Origin of the sequence: Rhizobium sp. 9140 (assembly GCF_900067135.1) — a bacterium.
Lineage (GTDB): Bacteria > Pseudomonadota > Alphaproteobacteria > Rhizobiales > Rhizobiaceae > Ferranicluibacter.
On the sequence record NZ_FJUR01000001.1, the window covers coordinates 2,183,167 to 2,199,666 of the forward strand.

General features: G+C 62.1%; 18 protein-coding genes. 6 read left to right on the top strand and 12 right to left on the bottom strand.

What is annotated here, in order from left to right; all coding sequences use genetic code 11:
• Positions 1-53: 53 nt before the first annotated feature.
• The gene (locus GA0004734_RS10285; protein WP_092933448.1) at positions 54-554 is read right to left on the bottom strand and encodes a peptide deformylase; all 501 of its coding nucleotides are present in this window, start codon (positions 552-554) and stop codon (positions 54-56) included.
• A gap of 340 nt (positions 555-894) precedes the next feature.
• On the opposite strand from GA0004734_RS10285, the gene mgtE reads away from it, so the two are divergent.
• Positions 895-2,322, top strand: a complete 1,428-nt coding sequence (mgtE, locus tag GA0004734_RS10290; protein WP_092933450.1) for a magnesium transporter — start codon at positions 895-897, stop codon at positions 2,320-2,322.
• A gap of 108 nt (positions 2,323-2,430) precedes the next feature.
• Positions 2,431-2,817, top strand: a complete 387-nt coding sequence (locus GA0004734_RS10295; protein WP_092936147.1) for a MerR family transcriptional regulator — start codon at positions 2,431-2,433, stop codon at positions 2,815-2,817.
• Between the two features lie 68 nt (positions 2,818-2,885).
• Here the strand turns inward: GA0004734_RS10295 and GA0004734_RS10300 are convergent, their stop codons facing one another.
• Positions 2,886-3,884: a heparan-alpha-glucosaminide N-acetyltransferase gene (locus GA0004734_RS10300; RefSeq protein ID WP_092933452.1), complete on the bottom strand. Its 999-nt coding sequence runs from the start codon at positions 3,882-3,884 to the stop codon at positions 2,886-2,888.
• Between the two features lie 51 nt (positions 3,885-3,935).
• Positions 3,936-4,619, bottom strand: a complete 684-nt coding sequence (locus tag GA0004734_RS10305; protein ID WP_092933454.1) for a DUF599 domain-containing protein — start codon at positions 4,617-4,619, stop codon at positions 3,936-3,938.
• A gap of 169 nt (positions 4,620-4,788) precedes the next feature.
• Between GA0004734_RS10305 and GA0004734_RS10310 the strand changes: the two genes are divergently transcribed.
• The gene (locus GA0004734_RS10310) at positions 4,789-6,189 is read left to right on the top strand and encodes an L-serine ammonia-lyase (RefSeq protein WP_092936149.1); all 1,401 of its coding nucleotides are present in this window, start codon (positions 4,789-4,791) and stop codon (positions 6,187-6,189) included.
• 50 nt (positions 6,190-6,239) lie between these two features.
• Positions 6,240-6,668, top strand: coding sequence for a DUF1489 family protein (locus GA0004734_RS10315; RefSeq protein WP_092933456.1), 429 nt, complete (start codon positions 6,240-6,242; stop codon positions 6,666-6,668).
• Between the two features lie 76 nt (positions 6,669-6,744).
• Here GA0004734_RS10315 and GA0004734_RS10320 read toward each other — a convergent pair whose 3' ends face one another.
• From GA0004734_RS10320 to GA0004734_RS25945, 6 genes are all read right to left on the bottom strand, one after another.
• Positions 6,745-7,014 carry a hypothetical protein gene (locus GA0004734_RS10320; RefSeq protein WP_092933458.1) on the bottom strand — a complete coding sequence of 90 codons (270 nt, stop codon included), beginning with the start codon at positions 7,012-7,014 and terminating at the stop codon, positions 6,745-6,747.
• 118 nt (positions 7,015-7,132) lie between these two features.
• On the bottom strand, positions 7,133-8,581 hold the full coding sequence (locus tag GA0004734_RS10325) for a D-alanyl-D-alanine carboxypeptidase (RefSeq protein ID WP_092933460.1): 1,449 nt from the start codon (positions 8,579-8,581) through the stop codon (positions 7,133-7,135).
• Between the two features lie 167 nt (positions 8,582-8,748).
• Complete coding sequence (locus GA0004734_RS10330) at positions 8,749-9,504, bottom strand: hypothetical protein (RefSeq protein ID WP_245292389.1); 756 nt, start codon at positions 9,502-9,504, stop codon at positions 8,749-8,751.
• 299 nt (positions 9,505-9,803) lie between these two features.
• Entirely contained in the window at positions 9,804-10,415 is a 612-nt protein-coding gene (locus tag GA0004734_RS10335) for a transglutaminase-like cysteine peptidase (protein ID WP_092933464.1), read from the bottom strand.
• 532 nt (positions 10,416-10,947) lie between these two features.
• On the bottom strand, positions 10,948-11,556 hold the full coding sequence (locus GA0004734_RS10340) for a PilZ domain-containing protein (protein WP_092933466.1): 609 nt from the start codon (positions 11,554-11,556) through the stop codon (positions 10,948-10,950).
• 71 nt (positions 11,557-11,627) lie between these two features.
• Positions 11,628-12,269: a PAS domain-containing protein gene (locus GA0004734_RS25945; RefSeq protein ID WP_175386306.1), complete on the bottom strand. Its 642-nt coding sequence runs from the start codon at positions 12,267-12,269 to the stop codon at positions 11,628-11,630.
• Between the two features lie 279 nt (positions 12,270-12,548).
• On the opposite strand from GA0004734_RS25945, the gene GA0004734_RS10350 reads away from it, so the two are divergent.
• Positions 12,549-13,451 carry a rhomboid family intramembrane serine protease gene (locus GA0004734_RS10350; RefSeq protein WP_092933468.1) on the top strand — a complete coding sequence of 301 codons (903 nt, stop codon included), beginning with the start codon at positions 12,549-12,551 and terminating at the stop codon, positions 13,449-13,451.
• Positions 13,452-13,558: 107 nt separating this feature from the next.
• The gene (locus GA0004734_RS10355; protein WP_092933470.1) at positions 13,559-13,987 is read left to right on the top strand and encodes a CBS domain-containing protein; all 429 of its coding nucleotides are present in this window, start codon (positions 13,559-13,561) and stop codon (positions 13,985-13,987) included.
• 29 nt (positions 13,988-14,016) lie between these two features.
• Here the strand turns inward: GA0004734_RS10355 and GA0004734_RS10360 are convergent, their stop codons facing one another.
• From GA0004734_RS10360 to folE, 3 genes are all read right to left on the bottom strand, one after another.
• Positions 14,017-15,003, bottom strand: coding sequence for a patatin-like phospholipase family protein (locus GA0004734_RS10360; RefSeq protein WP_175386308.1), 987 nt, complete (start codon positions 15,001-15,003; stop codon positions 14,017-14,019).
• Positions 15,004-15,130: 127 nt separating this feature from the next.
• Positions 15,131-15,583 (bottom strand): phosphoribosyl-AMP cyclohydrolase, encoded by a 453-nt coding sequence (hisI, locus tag GA0004734_RS10365; protein ID WP_092936153.1) that lies wholly within the window; start codon positions 15,581-15,583, stop codon positions 15,131-15,133.
• A gap of 174 nt (positions 15,584-15,757) precedes the next feature.
• Positions 15,758-16,375 (bottom strand): GTP cyclohydrolase I FolE, encoded by a 618-nt coding sequence (gene folE, locus GA0004734_RS10370; RefSeq protein ID WP_092933474.1) that lies wholly within the window; start codon positions 16,373-16,375, stop codon positions 15,758-15,760.
• Between the last annotated feature and the right edge of the window lie 125 nt (positions 16,376-16,500).

The following is a 16,500-nucleotide window of genomic DNA, read 5'->3' on the forward strand; positions in this document are numbered from 1 at the left end:
TTTGTGTCTTGTCATTGGGTTAGACCCAATCATGCCATTGGCTGGTACCTCCGTCATCCTATCTTCAAAGCCTTCTCATAGCGCTTCACCAGCCTCTCCCGCTTCAGTCGCGACAGGCGCTGCAGCCAGAAGAGGCCGTTGAGCTGGTCGATTTCGTGCTGCAGGCAGACGGAGAGCAGACCTTGCGCTTCCTCCTCGCGCCGGACGCCCTCAAGTGTTTGATAACGCACGATCACGGTTGTGGGCCGCTCCACCTCGTCGGTGAAGCCCGGCATGGAGACGCTGCCTTCCATGTGGCGCGTCGTCGCCGTGGAGGCGCTGACGATCTCCGGATTGATGAAGATCCGTGGACCCGTCTTCTCATCTGTCTCGATGACGGTGATTGCCTTGAGGATGCCGATATGCGGGCCGGTGATGCCGATGCCGGGGGCGGCGCGCATGGTGTCGAGCAGATCTGCGGCGAGCGCGGCGAGGTCGCTGTCGAAGGTGGTGACAGGCTCTGCCGCCGTCTTCAGTCGGGTGTCGGGGTAGGGGATGATCGGTCTGATCGTCATGCGAAGGCTCCGGAGTCGTGAGGATACGGCACGTGTGCCGGCTTCCACTCGTCCCTATATCACCGGGGTGCCCGGTGCGTATCGACATCCTCGCCCTGTGAAGACGCGAAGGCAAATTCGGAGGTGATTTGTGAGGTCTTGCAACAGCTTGAACAAATCTGTCCGATATGGCGCGCATGCGCGTCATCTTCGGTAGACCCACGCCTTTTCATGGTCTAGCAGGGAGTGCGGCCGGCCCTGGTTTCCGGTCTGTAACCATCGACACACTGGCAGAGCCTTCCCTCAAGCCCCGGGCATCGCTCCGGCGCCCGGAACGGCTGAACGATCGCGAGGCGGGCAGATGAGCAACACCGGCGACGACATGGACACGCGCGTTCTCGAGGCGGACGATGCCTATGATGGGGCCGACATCTATGCCGAGGACGGATCGGTCCGCTCCGATTACCTGATGCATGTCGGCGCCGCGATCGCCGACCGCGATGTGCTGTATCTTCGCCAGCACGTGGCGCGTCTGCACGCGTCCGAAATGGGCGACCTTCTCGAAGCCATCAATCCCGAACAGCGCCGCGCCATGGTCTCGCTGCTGGGCGACGATTTCGATCTCTCGGCCCTGACGGAGGTGGACGAGGCGATCCGTATGGATATCGTCGAGCACCTGCCGAACGAACAGATCGCCGCGGCGCTCGGCGAGATGGATTCGGACGACGCCGTCTACATTCTCGAGGACATGGACCAGGAGGATCAGGAAGCGATCCTCGCAAAGCTGCCCTTTACGGAACGCGTGCGTCTGCGCCGCTCGCTCGATTATCCCGAATCGACCGCCGGCCGGCGCATGCAGACGGAATTCGTCGCGGTGCCGCCGTTCTGGACGGTCGGTCAGACGATCGACTACATGCGCGAGGACACGGAGCTTCCCGAAAGCTTCACCCAGATCTTTGTGATCGACCCGACCTTTCGCCTGCTCGGTACCATCGACCTGGACCGCATCCTGCGCACCAAGCGCTCGGTGAAGATCGAATCGATCATGCGCGAAACCAACCACCCGGTGCCGGCCGAGATGGACCAGGAAGAGGCGGCGCAGGTTTTCGAGCAGTACAACCTGCTTTCGGCCGCCGTCGTCGATGAGAATCAGCGCCTCGTCGGCGTGCTGACCATCGACGACGTCGTCGACGTCATCCAGGAAGAGGCCGAGGAGGACATCATGCGCCTCGGCGGCGTCGGTGACGAAGAACTGTCCGACACGGTCCTGGATACGTCGCGCTCGCGCGTCGTCTGGCTGATGGTCAACCTGTTCACGGCCATGCTGGCCGCCTCCGTCATCGGTCTCTTCGACAAGGCGATCGAGCATATCGTCGCGCTCGCCGTTCTCATGCCCATCGTCGCCGGCATGGGTGGCAATGCGGGTTCGCAGACGATGACGGTGACGGTGCGTGCGCTCGCGACACGCGATCTCGACATCCACAACGCCTTCCGCGTCATCCGGCGCGAGGCAGGCGTCGGCCTCATCAACGGCGCTCTGTTCGGCCTCCTCATCGGTCTTGCCGCGGGCACATGGTTCCAAAGCCCCGAGATCGGCGGGATCATCGCCACAGCCATGCTGATCAACATGATCGCCGCAGCGCTGGCCGGGATCTTCATTCCCCTGCTGCTTGACAAGTTCGGCGCGGACCCTGCCGTGTCCTCGGCCGTCTTCGTGACGACCGTGACGGATGTCACCGGCTTCTTCGCGTTCCTCGGCCTCGCCTCATGGTGGTTCGGTATTCACTAGATTGAGGCATGACGCGGCGGTTCTCGCAGATACATGTCGATCTGTTCGTGCGCATTGACTTTTACGTAAATGTCGCTCAAGATTTCCATCTGGCAGATGAGGCATGGTTTGGACAAGTATTATACCATTACGGAACTGACACGGGAATTCGGTGTCTCGACACGCACGCTTCGTTTTTATGAGGACGAAGGGCTGATCCATCCCGAGCGGCGCGGTCGAACGCGCTTTTTCCGCTCGACGGACCGGCATCTGATCAAGGAGATTTTGCGCGGACGGCGGATCGGCTTCAGCATTGCGGAGATCCGGGAAATCATACAGATCTACAAGGAGCCGCCGGGCGAGGCCGGGCAACTCCGCTTGATGATGAAGCGGCTTGAGGACAAGCGCACAGAACTCATCCAGAAGCGCCGCGACATCGAGGAAACGCTCGAGGAAATGAGCAATGTCGAGGAAGCCTGCCTGACACGGCTGGCTGAAATCGGCGTCGGCACCTGATCCCGCCCAATATCGTTACATGACTTTCGCCGCGACAGACGTCTGTCGCGGCGTTTTCGTTTGCGATGCTATTCCTGGGCCTTCATCGTGCATTGCCCCGCAATGTCGGCGACCCGCGCATCCGTGCGCCCATCGATCAGACCCCGGTCCAGTGGGTCGAGCAGGTTCTGTTCCACCAGCCTGTCGAGCGTGCAGCCGCAGAAGCGCGTGCAGAAAGCCTGCGTCTGATCGCCGGTGCAGGTTGCCATACAGCTGGACTGGAAGGCCGGTCGCGGATCGGGCCGGGGTGCCGGATAGACCATGGCGACGAGGGCGACCAGCGAGAACAGCAGCGGTTGATGGATGAGGTAGATCGGTAGGCTGTGCCGGCCGGCGAAGGCAAGGCCGTGTGCGAGTCTGTTGGGCTGACCTTCTGGAGGTGCAGCCCGGTCGAGCCATTTCGAGGCGAGCGCGATGCGGCCGAGTGCGATGCCGGTCAGGAACGGGGCAAGCCAGGGGAGGAGCGGGACGTAATCGTTCGACCGTGGCAGCGTTTCCGATAGCCCGACCCACCAGAGCGCCGGCGTATCGAAGAAAGCCGAGCGGAGGTAGAGCGGCGCGACGAATGCGGCGACGGCCGCCACGAGCGTGACCGCGACCGGGAGGCGGAGAAACAGGAGACCGATGAGGCTGGCTGCGGCGATCGAATGAAGTATTCCGAAGAAGATGAAGCCTGAGGGAAAGGCGAACCACGTGGCGATGCTGATCACGGCGGCGGCAGCGATAATCTTTCCAAAGCGGATCAGGAACGGTCGGCCCCGAAAGCGGGGGAAATGGCCGAGCACGAGGCTGAAGCCGGCAAGCAGCAGGAAGCTGCTGGCAATGCCCCGCGCATAATACTTGAACAGCCCGGTGCCGACGGTTCCCGGCGCAAGATAGCCGAAATATTCCAGATCCCAAGAGAAATGATAGCTCGCCATGGCGAGAATAGCGATGCCGCGAACGACATCCAGCCAGCCGAGACGACGGCGCGCGGGACGCGTTTCTGCCGGTGGCAACGAGGAGGTTTTGGGCGAGGTCTGCGACATGGAGCATTCTCGAAAGTCGGGGAAAAGACGTGTGGATTTTACCCTATAACATCAGGGCTCCAGCAGCGCCTCCCGCGCCTCGGAAAAGAACTGGCGGCGGAAAAGGACGACGATGACGACGCAGGTGGCGCCCATCAGGATGTAAGGGCTGACAAACCAGCCGAGATAACCGATGGACAGGAAAATGCTGCGCAGTCCCGCATTGAAGTGCTTGGCGGCCACCACGTTCATCCGGATTGCCCGCTCGGCCGCGCGTTCCGCAAACGCCCGGTCCATCTTCGTTTCCGACAGCATGGGAATGCCGCCGATCAGGATCGAGCAATAGTTGAACAGCCGGTAGGACCAACCGAACTTGAAGAAGGCATAGCCGAAGATGCAGGTGAGACCGCCGACCTTAAGCTCGAAGGCCGTGCGGCCACCCTGGAAGACATAGGGAAGGTCGTTGAAGATTGCCTGCGCCTCCATCGCCCGGCCGAGCAGGGCGAAGCAGCCGCCGAGCGCGAAGATGCAGGTGGATGCGAAGAAGGCGGTGCCGGCTTGCAGGCCGGCGATGATCTGGGTGTCGATCATCTTCAGGTCGCGATTGAGCGAATTGAGGATCCAGCGGCGCCGGCGTTCGATCATCAGCCGCGACAGGCTCGTCCGGCCGAAGACGGTGCGTCGGTCCGTCACCCAGACATAGCCGCCCCATAGAGCCGCGAACACGATAAGCGCGATATAATCGACCAGAACCATGCGGCTCTTGTGGCATGCTCGCCCGAAAAAGCAATATGCTGCAAAGCAGGGCGGATCTGCATGTCGCGCGCGCCTCACCGGATGTCGGTCGATCACCGCCCGAAGAGGCCGGCAATGGCCTATGGTCGGCCATGAGGAATGCGCAGATCCGGCGCAGATCGGGGTTTCGATGTTTCTTTCGGTTTTCGACGTCTTCAAGATCGGCATCGGACCGTCGAGCTCCCACACAATGGGGCCGATGTCAGCGGCCAACCGCTTTCTGGAGCTGATCCTGTCCCCGGACTGGCCACGTCCGGCCGGTGCCGCTGTGGCCTCCATCACCGCAAGCCTGCACGGCTCGCTCGCCTATACCGGTATCGGCCACGGTTCGGGCAGGGCGGTCGTCCTGGGTTTGATGGGCGAGCGTCCCGACAGGGTGGATCCCGACCGCATGGACGCGATCATCGACGCCGTCGAGCGGACGGGAGAGATCACGCCGCCGGGTCATCCGACCTACCGGTTCCAGCCGAGGATCGATCTGGTCTTCGACAAGAAAGTGCCGCTTCCCGGCCATGCCAACGGCATGTCCTTCTCGGCTTTCGACAAGGACGGTCGCCTGCTGCTGAAGCGGATATACTATTCCATCGGCGGCGGCTTCGTCGTGACGGACACGGAACTCGAAGCCATCCGCGCTTCCAAGACCAAGCCGGGCGGCGTCAAGGTGCCCTATCCCTTCGCCAATGCGAAGCAGATGCTGGAGATGGCGGCGCGGTCGGGTCTCTCGATCGCGCAGATGAAGCGCGCGAACGAGGAATGTTCCATGTCGCGCGAGGAGCTGGATGCGGGCCTCGACCGGATCTGGGCCGCGATGAAGAGCTGTATCGAGCGAGGGCTCGCGCAGGAAGGTATTTTGCCGGGCGGGCTGAAGGTTCGCCGCCGCGCGGGAATGATCCATGACAAGCTGGAGCAGGAGTGGCGCTCCAACAAGGTCAATCCGCTGCTGGCCAACGATTGGCTGAGCGTCTACGCCATGGCCGTCAACGAAGAGAATGCGGCCGGTGGCCGGGTGGTGACCTCGCCCACCAACGGCGCGGCCGGCGTCGTGCCAGCGACCATTCGTTACTACCTGCATTTTCACGAGGATGCGGATGATCACGGCATTCGCGACTATCTCCTGACGGCTGCCGCTATCGGTGGCATCATCAAGTTCAACGCCTCGATCTCGGGTGCCGAAGTCGGCTGTCAGGGGGAGGTGGGCTCCGCCTCGGCCATGGCTGCCGCTGGCCTTGCCGCCGTCATGGGCGCGACACCGGAGCAGATCGAAAACGCGGCCGAAATTGCGCTGGAGCATCATCTGGGAATGACCTGCGATCCGGTCGGAGGGCTGGTGCAGGTGCCCTGCATCGAGCGCAACGCGCTCGGTGCCGTCAAGGCGGTGACAGCGGCGTCGCTCGCCCTGAAAGGCGACGGCAGCCATTTCGTGCCGCTGGATGCCTGCATCGAAACCATGCGCCAGACCGGCGTCGATATGCACGACAAGTACAAGGAGACCTCGACCGGCGGTCTCGCGGTCAACGTGGTCGAGTGCTGAGGACGCACGCCTCTTGACGGGGCGGCGCCAAGGGTGTTGAACGCGGCATCATGGCCTTGCATCTTCTCAAGCTTTGCGTCGGCGCGACGTCGATCGACGATCTGCGCGAATGGGTCGCCCACCGGGCGCTGAACGCGATGTCCGCCGGCCACGCGCCGCACTCCTTCCACACCACCCGCATGGTGCCGAAGCGGATGGAGGAACTGCTGGACGGCGGCTCCCTCTATTGGGTTATCAAGGGCCAGGTGCAGGCCCGCCAGCGCCTGCTCGACATCACCACCTTCACGGACGGCGAAGGCATCGGGCGCTGCAATCTCATCCTCGGGCCTGAGGTCATCGATACGGATTTCCAGCCAAGGCGTCCCTTTCAGGGCTGGCGCTACCTGACCGAAGCCGACGCGCCGCGCGATCTCGCTTCCGAGACGGCAGATATGCCGAGCGAGCTGCGCCGCGAACTGACCGAACTCGGCCTTCTCTGAACAACATCACCTGAACGAAAACGCCCGCCGGCGGAAACCACGCGGCGGGCGTTTCTTGTTGGCTTCTGACCGGATGCTACTTGATCCGAAGTCTTACCGGGCGGCGTGAGGAGGGCGCCGTGACGTGGAGGTGGATCGAAACATCCGGCTGCGTCGAGCGCCAGGCCCGGGCGCCATGGGTAAGAAGCATTCCCACCAGATCCTTGGTTTTCGATCGGGGCTTGGCCCCGAGTTCTGCAATCCGCATCGCCGCCTCGTGGAGCGGATGAAGTCCCCGGCGCGGCGCGCGGCGGACCTTGTTGTCGGGAACCAGAGGTGCTCCCGAGCCATTCTCATTCATCGACATGACTGACCCCGTTTACGCAAAACAAATCCGAGGAGGAGACCGGCAAAACTGGGACGTGCCGGTGCTCGAAAGACGGGGAAGGTCGGCGTCAACGCCGGCCTGCCCTTGAGCGATAGGTTTACTGAGCGGCAGCCCAGCAGGCGAAGCCTTTCTTCTTCAGGGCGGAGCAGGCATTGATGGCCTTGTCCTGGCTGGAGAAGCCGCCGAAGCGAGCGCGGTAAAGCTGGCTGCTGCCGCTGGAGACGGCGACGGTGAAGGGCTTTGCGGCAGACAGTGCCTTGCCGCCCTTTTCCTTGGCATTGCCGAGAAGGGTCACGGCCTGGCCCTTGTCCGGTGTTGCGCCGATCTGGATGATCCAGCCGGAAGACGGTGCAACGACCTCGTCTTCGGTGACGGGCTCGGAGACCTTTTTGGCAACGGAATTGGTGACCTGACGGTCGATCGGGGCGTTGGTGCCGAGGGAGGCGAGCTTCTGGCTCTGGGCTTCCAGCGTGTTCGGCTTGGCGGCGAGAACCGGGTTGGCGCTGACCTTGGGTTCGGCGGCGTAGGCGACTTCGACGCTACGGGTCGTTTCTTCGCTGTAGCGTGCGCCAGGCAGAGGACCGCTGTTGGGCAGGTTAAAGCTGCCGCCGGTGACAGCTGCCGTCGAGACGGCGCGCTGTTCGGTTTCCGAAAGGGTCGGCGCATCCTGCGTCTCCGCAACGAGATTGCCGCTGCCGCTGCGCGAGGCTGCCGGCATGTACTTGGCAACGAGAGCCCGCATCTGGGCGTCGCGGGCACCGCCCGATTTGCCGCCGAGCACGACGCCGACGATGCTGCGGCCATCGGCCTGGGCCGAGGTTACGAGGTTGAAGCCGGCGGCACGGGTATAACCCGTCTTGATGCCGTCGACGCCGCGGACATTGCCGAGAAGCCGATTGTGATTGCCGATGACCTGCTTGCCGAAGCGGAAGCTGCGGGTCGAGAAATAGCTGTAATACTGTGGAAAATGCTGGCGAAGTGCCATGCCGAGGCGTGCCTGGTCGCGGGCCGTCGTCATCTGTCGGTCGTTGGGCAGGCCGTTGGCATTGCCATAGGTGGTGCGCGTCATGCCGAGCGCCCGGGCCTTGCTGGTCATGATCCGGGCGAAGCGGTCTTCCGAGCCGCCGAGAAGCTCGCCGAGTGCCGTGGCAGCGTCGTTGGCGGAGCGCGTGACCAGCGCCTGGATGGCCTGCTCGACAGTGATCGTCTGGCCGGCGCGCACGCCGAGCTTGGACGGTGGTTCGGCGGAGGCCTTCTTGGAGAAGGGAACAGGCGTGTCCTTGCGGACCTTACCGGCTTCCAGCGCTTCGAAGGTGAGGTAGAGGGTCATCATCTTCGTCAGCGAAGCAGGATAGCGCAGGCTATCGGCATCCTCGCTGTAGAGCACCTTGCCGGTCTTCGCATCGACGACGATGCCGGCGTAATTGGCAGCCAGGGCGGGTGCTGCGAAAACACAGACCGCCACGACGGAGGCAACGATCATACGTGAAGCCGCTTTGAAGAATGGGGTCGGCTGACGCTCGGTGGAACCGTTCAATGTTGGCATGGACACTACGCTTCTCTTCATTCTCAGATCAAAAATTGTCGTCCGGGCATCGCCCCCCTACGGACGACCGTTCCCCAGACATTATCCTCACAGCGTTACCAATCGGTTTATGATGAAGGATTGGTTTCGAAATCGGCACAGATGCTGCGATGCTGCGCCGATGACCGTCAGCGAACCAGCTTCGCCTCGACGAAACGGAGAACGGCCTCGTCGATGGCGCGCCATTGTGGCAGCAATTGGCTGGAGAACCGGTAAAGCACAACAAGGTCCTGGCCGGCGTGAACGTCGCGCTGGCAGTCCGCGCTGGTCGCAAGCTCCGCACGTTCCGGCAGGATGCAGCGAACACCGTAATCTCCAGACGTACCCGGAGCGCCGGAAGGTCCGGTAAAGAAGATTTCCGCGCCGTAGCCTGATCCGGCCTTCATGCGGTGCGCCGTCAGCCCCGCAGGCCCTGCAGACGGGTTTCCCTCGAACAGATGGCTGTAGATCGGCCCGATCCGGCCCGACATATCGCGCGACATGGTGCTCTGGGAGATCTGCAGGAAGATCAGGCCGTCCGTGCGTGTGACATCGTTGAAACGGCTCCGCGTCGCGTCGCTATAGCCCTGCATCTCCGGCCACGTCGCATAGATGTCGACACGCTCGGCAGCGCCTGTCTGGCGTTGCTCGGCAAAGCGGATGTGATTGGATGGCAGGCGCAAGTGATCCGTTCCGATCACGATATTGTGGTCGTCCGTAGTGGTGGTGTTGCCGCCGAGCGCAAGCGTCGTGCCGATGCGCTCCCCACCGACGCAGATCGCCACCGTGAGGCAAGCAAGCAGACCGAGCATCAGGCCGGCGCGCAGGAGAAGGCGCGAGCCCGGATTCCCGAGGGCAGAGCCGGATACTCCGGATGGTGCAGCGAGCTCTGATGAAGTGGTCATCCGATCGTCCCAGCATCCCTCCCGGCGCGGCGCGCGCCTGTGTCATGTCGACACAGGATCGATGGGCACGGATGAACGAACCACAAATCGATACCGGATCAGGCTGGGGCAAGAAGGTTAATTTTACGTAAATCCGATGCGCCGCAGACCGGACATGAAAGCAGACCGGGCATGAAAGGAGACCGGGCATGAAAAAGGCCGGCTCCGGGGACAGCGGAGCCGGCCGAGAGGGCCGCGGGTGACGGGGATCACCATGCAGACCCAAACTCAGGGTCGTAGAAGTAAGCGTGGTCGAGGTCCTACTGGGTCTGGACGCTGCCGACAGCGACGGCGCGGCCGTCCTGAAGCTTCACCCACCGGCCGGCATTGTCCACCGCCTGGCGCTTCAGGTAGGTGTACTCGGTATCCGACCAGATCAGCACCTTGCTGCGCATGTTGTCGAGAATGAAGTCGCCACGGTCCGTGCGCACGGTCAGCACGGCATGGCCATCGCCATTCGGCTGGAGCACGACGGTGATCAGGAGGTTGCCCGGCGCGATGCCCGCCTGCATCAGTTCGCGACGCTTCAGAAGAACATAATCCTCGCAGTCGCCGACGGTATCCGGGTAGGCCCAGTGCTCTTCGACACCGTAGATTTCCTTGTCCGTCATCGGAGTGATCTGTTCGTTCACGTCGTAATTGACCTCGAGAATGGTCTTCCAGGTCTCGCGCGTCAGCGCCAGCGGCGCGGCCTTGGTCGGATTGGCACGGCATTCGTCCGGTGCCGTGCGGCAGAATTCATAATGGCCGACAGGCGGGTTGGTCGGACCCTCGGTCTCCATGTTGGCTGGGAATGCGAATGCGGAGGTCGCCAAGGCGAGAAATCCGAGTGCGCCGAAGATGCCTGCCTTGAAGCTTTTTGTTTTTGTCATTGTCTGTGTCCCCGTTACAGGCACAGAATGACATGGACATTTTGACCTCAGCCAAAAATGCGAAGTAAAACAAAGTACAAATACAGATCAACTAAATATAAAATACGCAGAAAATTTGATCTGTATTTGAGCGGTATTTGAAGCGATTTTTTCGAAAATTTGATCCATCCAGGTAAGCGGGAGCCTGCGGCATTTAGGTAAGTCACTGATACGATGATGGAAAATGGTAAATGCCGAAGGGCCTATGTCCGCCGTCCGTCCGAGGCCGTGCTACGGAAGTGCGTACTTTCTAAAGAAAGCTCACGTCCAGTCATGGGAAACAGGCCGCGTTTTTGTTCATGATCTGGTTAGGATAAACTGGAAAGGCCATTTTCTGCCTTTTCACGGACGCATCGTCCGCACCGATGAGATATACCCGCAAAGGCGCGTCAGATCCCTATCGGTCGACAGGCGGTCCCGGTCGCACAGCGCGTGGTTCGAACGCGCGCGATACAAAGACGGATGATATCCGTCGGATGTCGATAAGAGAGTTTTAGAGAAATTCGCGCAGCGTATCGCGGGACTGGACGCCCAGGAACTCGATGGCGACGCCTTCCTGGAAGTGACGCACGATGCGTCCGCGCATGTTGCCGAGCAGCATGGGCGTGCCGAGTTCGAAACGGAATTCCGTATCGACGGCGGCACCGGAAAGCGAAAGGTCGATGATGCGGCAGGCGTAACGCGTGCCGTCTTCGAGTGTGATATCCGTATGGGTCTTGCGCGGCGCCAGTCGGTCGTGGCGTCGGTCTTCCGGCAGACCGAGTTCGTGCTTGTTGGCAATCCAGGTGAGCTGGGCCGCAAGCTTGTCGCGCTTGCGCTCGGTCGCGTTGATGCGGACCGTGAAGAAGCCGTCGGCCAGCCGTGATACCAGACCTTCGATGCGGCCAACGTGATCGACATAGGCGATCACGCGTTCGCCGATCCGCGGACGCGCGGTGGTGGCGAGGAAAACGTCGCCGGGCGACATTTCCGTAGCAACACAATCATATTCATCGTGACTGGCCAGCATCAGGCGGCCGCTGAGGTTCACGGTGACGCGCTGAAACGCGCCTTCATCATGCGGCTTTGACGTCGCGGCTTGAGATTGATTGAAATTGAACATCGCGACGCGCCCATGGACCTTGCGTCATAACGAATACTAGACACGGGTTAATAGAGTCTTCGAATGCAACCTTATCGACCCTTGCCGCCGTCCATAACCGAGAGGTGCATGACCCGGGCGATCACTTGCCGAAGCGCCGAATCGCGCGTCTGTGACGCGAAGCTGCGCGCCACCGTTGCACGTGCCGCGACCTCGGCCACGGGCGCGTTCCGATCCGGATAGTTGATGTGATCGAGCGAGAGGAAAGGCAGAGGGCGAGCGCCGATCCAGACCGGTCGCGAGAGGGGGGTCAGCGAGCCGAAGATCCGGTCGGTCCGGCCATCGCGTGACCGGAGCGGCAGAAGGACAAGTTCCATATTCAGTTGCTCGCCCTGCGTCGTTGTGCCGGATGCGGTGATCACGGCGGGTTCACCTGCGATCATGACCCGACGCGTGACGGCGGACAGCTCTTCCATATCAGAGGCAGACCAGAGGCTGTCGAGCCGTGCGCCGCGCAGTTCGCGCACGAACAGGGAGCAGAGGCGCGTACCCGCCAGACGGAATCGGGGAGAATTGACGCGGCCATGCGTAGCCTCGGCGTCCTCGAGGATGAAGACATCCGGCAGGGCGTGGCGGATCGCGCCGGGATCGAGCTGATCGCGGCACGGAATGCGGCCGTTGTTGCGAAGGCTTTGCCAGTACCGGAAAATGTCGGCGGATGTGCGCGTCTTCATATGGATCGTCCCGCTTTGGTGCACAACCGTCCCGAATCGGAGCGATGGGGGACGTATTGGCGCTCTGCAGCTGTAGCCTCGCAAGTCCCGTGCCACAGGGCTGTTAAGGATAACGAAGCGGTCAAGCGAGGGGCGGTGCGGGAGTTGGCCGAGAGACCCATTGCCTCGGGAAAGGTCGTCTTCCGCACGGGCGTGTCCACGCGAGAGAGCAGTGCTTGCCAGCCGCAGCCGGGCAGGAGATAACCGCCGCTCGCATCCGACGATCGAAAGCATATTGCCATGACCGACCAAGACAACGTGCCACCGCCCGGCACGCCGCGACATCCCGGAGTTCACACGAGTGACGGACGCGCAATCGCGGGAGGAGACACGCCGCAGCCGCACCTGAAAGATAAGAGCGCTCCGGACGGGCAGGCCCGCGAGGCGGCTGACCGTGCGAGCGAAGCCGGATATGATTCGGCACCACCCGCGCTTGAAACAGCGGCTCGAGAGCCAGCCTTCAACCTGCCATCGAGCCTCGCCTGGATACTGACGGTTCTCGTTGTCATCCATGCTGTGCGCATGTATCTTCTCTCGGTCGAGATCGATGACGAGCTGATCTTCAACTTCGCCTTCCTGCCCGCCCGTTACGATCATGCGCTCACGGAGCAGGGGCTTGCATGGCTCTGGACGCCGATCACCTATTCCTTCCTGCACGGATCCTGGGAACACCTCATCTTCAACGCCTTCTGGATGCTCGCTTTCGGCGCGCCGGTCGTTCGCCGGATTGGCGCCGGCAGACTGGCGATTTTTTGGTGTCTTTCCGCCATCGCGGCTGTCGGGCTGCACCTCGCGCTTCACTGGGGCGACATGACGGTCGTCATCGGCGCTTCCGGCGTCGTCGCCGGCCTGATGGGGGCGGCCGCTCGTTTCGTCTTCTCGCCAAGCGGCCGCATCAGCCGCCAGTTCGCTCATCGCAACCCGCGCCTCAGCATAAGGGAGGCTCTGTCCAATCGATCAGTCCTCTTCTTTGCAGGCGTCTGGTTTGCCACGAACCTTCTCATCGGGCTTGGCTTGTTCACTCTGGATGGTGGTGCCGGCATTGCCTGGGAAGCGCATATCGGTGGCTTCCTCTTCGGCTTCCTGTTCTTCGGTCTGATCGACCCACCGACCGGATATAACGAGCGCGAGCAGCAGGACTGAAAGCCCGACCTGAATTTCGGTCGCCCGCGTTTCCGTTTTCACGACGGATGGAGTATTCTCCATATGCGTCAAACTGTCTCAGGCGCGTCGGAAACGGGAGGTTTCGAATGACGGTGAAGAGGATACTGGACGAGAAGGGCCGCAAGGTCGTGACCATCGCACCGGACATGGCGGTGCGGGAAGCCGTCGCGCTTCTTGCCGAAAACCGGATCGGGGCCATCGTGGTGCTCGATGATGCGCAAGCGATTACGGGTCTGCTGGCAGAGCGCGACGTGGTCGCCGCCGTCGCGCGGTATGGCGCCGAATGCCTTGACCGGACCGTGGCAGAGGTCATGTGCCGGGATGTCCACACCTGCGAAGAGGAGATGGAGATCGAGGCTGTAATGGAGATCATGAACAGTCGCCGCGCCCGCCACTTGCCTGTCGCCCGTAACGGCCGCCTCGTCGGCATCGTCTCGATCGGGGATGCGGTTCGCAGCCATATCCGCGCGATCGAGCATGAGACTCGCGAGATCAAGGCCTACATCGCCGGCTGACTGGAGAAAGGGGAGGCCGTGGCACGCGATCAGCGCAGCACGGTCTCCTGCAGGCGCTTGAGTTCGGTCAGGCGGTTCTTGGTCTCGACATAGCCGCGATCGATAGCCTCGCCGGCACGGTGGAATTCCGACAGTCCGATATCGCTCAGCTTCGGATGCAGCGACAGGTCCGGCGGATCGCCGGCGAGCTTCGCGCGCGAGATGCGATCCTGGATGACGTTGAAGGCCTGGACCATGACGCTGGTCATGCCAAGGCGCGCGACGGGCGTCGCCGTCTGCTGGGGTTCGGGATGCGCGACGGGATCGCCGGCCCGCAGCTTGATGACCGCCGAACGACCATAAAGATCATACTGCAGATTGACGGCCACCACGAGCGGCTGCTCGTAGGCGCGGCACACCGACACCGGAACCGGATTGACCAGTGCGCCATCGACCAGCATGCGGCCGTTGCAGCGGATCGGCTCGAAAATGCCGGGCAAAGCGTAGGATGCCCGCAAGGCTGTGATCAGCGACCCTTCAGTGAGCCAGACTTCGTGTCCGGACTTGATGTCGGTGGCGATGGCGACGAAAGGGCGCCCGAGATTTTCGATCAGCACATCGTCCAGATGCTCCTGCATCCGCCTGGTCAGCCGCAGCCCGCCGAACAACCCGCCGCCGCCTATGGCTAGGTCCAGCAGGCCGGCGATGCGCCGCATCGTCAGAGATCGGGCGAAGGCCTCCAGCTCATCCAGCTTGCCCGCGAGATAGCAGCCGCCGACGAGGGCGCCGATGGAGGTACCCGCGATCATGCCGACGGGAATACCTTCCTCGTCCAGCGCGCGCAGCACGCCGATATGCGCCCACCCGCGGGCAGCGCCACCGCCCAGCGCAAGCGCGATCCGTGTTTTTTCCGGAGCGACGGTCAAGGCCTGGCCGGTTCCTTCCTGCTTGTGGCGGACAGGCGCGCTGCCCATACCGTCATGCGGTGCCGGATTTTCCGCACCCGTTCCATGTCGAGAGAATGTCCAGTTCAGCATGGGGCACCTGTCCACCAAAACGGCCCAGCCTAACCGAAGACATTGACCTATCCTGATTCATTACAGCGCCAACTGCGTTGAAACTTCGTTTAAAGCCGCAAGAACTGTCTTAAATAAAAGCAGATGCTCATTTCTTGTCGTAGATTGTATCGGGATCGAAGTGCCTGATATCGTCGCGGACGGTGAGCGTCACCGCACCATCGGCAATATCAACGGAGCGGTAGAAGCACGAGCGCCGTCCGGTGTGGCACGTCGCATCGTGGCCTGCGACCTTGACCCTCAGCCACACGGCATCCTGATCACAGTCCGTCCTCAGTTCGACCACCGTCTGAAGATTACCCGACGTTTCGCCCTTCTTCCACAGCGTCTTGCGGGAGCGGCTATAGTAATGCGCAATGCCGGTCTCGACGGTGAGCGCCAGCGCTTCCGCGTTCATGTGCGCCACCATCAGCAGCATCCCGTCTTCCGCATCCGTCACGACAGCCGTCATCAGCCCGTGCGAATCGAACCGGGGCGTAAAGGCGAGCCCTTCTTCAACCTTGTTATGATCGGACGACGGCTGGGCAAAAACGAGAGGCATGACGGAAACTCCGGCTGAATCGAACAAGCGCGCTGTGCGGATGCGCGTCATTCGAGGATTTTACAGCCTGCCAGCGAGCGCGACAATGGCGCTCGACAAGGATGCGACCAAACATGAAGACGGCCGGCACGCAGTGCGTTGCCGGCCCTGTCTCCACTCTGCGTCTATGCTGAATCAGCGAAACCCGCGCACCATCGACAGGAAGCGTGCCTGCTCCGCTGCATCCGTCTTAAAGGCCCCCGTGAACGTGGTCGTCAGTGTGGTCGAACCCTGTTTCAGCACACCGCGCATGGCCATGCACATGTGCTCGGCCTCGATCATCACGGCGACGCCACGCGGGCGCAGTGTTTCGTTGATCGCACTGGCGATCTGCGCCGTCATGGTTTCCTGCGTCTGCAGCCGGCGACCGAAGATATCGACGACGCGGGCGATTTTTGAGAGGCCGAGAACGCGACCTTCCGGCAGGTAGGCGACATGCGCGTGACCGACGACCGGCAGCATGTGATGCTCGCAATGCGAATGGAAGGGGATGTCCTTCACCAGCACGATATCATCGAAGCCGGCGACTTCCTCAAAGGTGCGGCCGAGCACGTCCTCGGCAGCGAGATCGTAGCCGGAGAAGAGTTCCTTATAGGCTTTCACCACGCGCTTCGGCGTGTCGAGCAGGCCTTCGCGCTGCGGATCGTCGCCGGCCCAACGCAGGAGAACGCGAACGGCGTCCTCGGCTTCCTCCTGCGACGGCCGACCGTCCACGTCCGTTTGCGACGGAAAATTCTTCACGATGGCATCCATGATGGCCTCTGCTGCGTGGCGCGTAGCTTGACGTTGATCTTTACGGACAACTCGCCACTCACCGGTCGCCTGTTGCCAAGCTTCGGCTGCCGTTGGCGGGCTCCGGGGCTTTGCAGAAAGAGAGG

Coding starts and splice junctions, on each gene's coding strand:
- GA0004734_RS10285 (WP_092933448.1), bottom strand. CDS start 554: ATGACGATCAGACCGATCATCCCCTACCCCGACACCCGACTGAAGACG.
- mgtE (WP_092933450.1), top strand. CDS start 895: ATGAGCAACACCGGCGACGACATGGACACGCGCGTTCTCGAGGCGGAC.
- GA0004734_RS10300 (WP_092933452.1), bottom strand. CDS start 3,884: ATGTCGCAGACCTCGCCCAAAACCTCCTCGTTGCCACCGGCAGAAACG.
- GA0004734_RS10305 (WP_092933454.1), bottom strand. CDS start 4,619: ATGGTTCTGGTCGATTATATCGCGCTTATCGTGTTCGCGGCTCTATGG.
- GA0004734_RS10310 (WP_092936149.1), top strand. CDS start 4,789: ATGTTTCTTTCGGTTTTCGACGTCTTCAAGATCGGCATCGGACCGTCG.
- GA0004734_RS10315 (WP_092933456.1), top strand. CDS start 6,240: ATGGCCTTGCATCTTCTCAAGCTTTGCGTCGGCGCGACGTCGATCGAC.
- GA0004734_RS10320 (WP_092933458.1), bottom strand. CDS start 7,014: ATGTCGATGAATGAGAATGGCTCGGGAGCACCTCTGGTTCCCGACAAC.
- GA0004734_RS10325 (WP_092933460.1), bottom strand. CDS start 8,581: ATGCCAACATTGAACGGTTCCACCGAGCGTCAGCCGACCCCATTCTTC.
- GA0004734_RS10330 (WP_245292389.1), bottom strand. CDS start 9,504: ATGACCACTTCATCAGAGCTCGCTGCACCATCCGGAGTATCCGGCTCT.
- GA0004734_RS10335 (WP_092933464.1), bottom strand. CDS start 10,415: ATGACAAAAACAAAAAGCTTCAAGGCAGGCATCTTCGGCGCACTCGGA.
- GA0004734_RS10340 (WP_092933466.1), bottom strand. CDS start 11,556: ATGTTCAATTTCAATCAATCTCAAGCCGCGACGTCAAAGCCGCATGAT.
- GA0004734_RS25945 (WP_175386306.1), bottom strand. CDS start 12,269: ATGAAGACGCGCACATCCGCCGACATTTTCCGGTACTGGCAAAGCCTT.
- GA0004734_RS10350 (WP_092933468.1), top strand. CDS start 12,549: ATGACCGACCAAGACAACGTGCCACCGCCCGGCACGCCGCGACATCCC.
- GA0004734_RS10355 (WP_092933470.1), top strand. CDS start 13,559: ATGACGGTGAAGAGGATACTGGACGAGAAGGGCCGCAAGGTCGTGACC.
- GA0004734_RS10360 (WP_175386308.1), bottom strand. CDS start 15,003: ATGCTGAACTGGACATTCTCTCGACATGGAACGGGTGCGGAAAATCCG.
- hisI (WP_092936153.1), bottom strand. CDS start 15,583: ATGCCTCTCGTTTTTGCCCAGCCGTCGTCCGATCATAACAAGGTTGAA.
- folE (WP_092933474.1), bottom strand. CDS start 16,375: ATGGATGCCATCGTGAAGAATTTTCCGTCGCAAACGGACGTGGACGGT.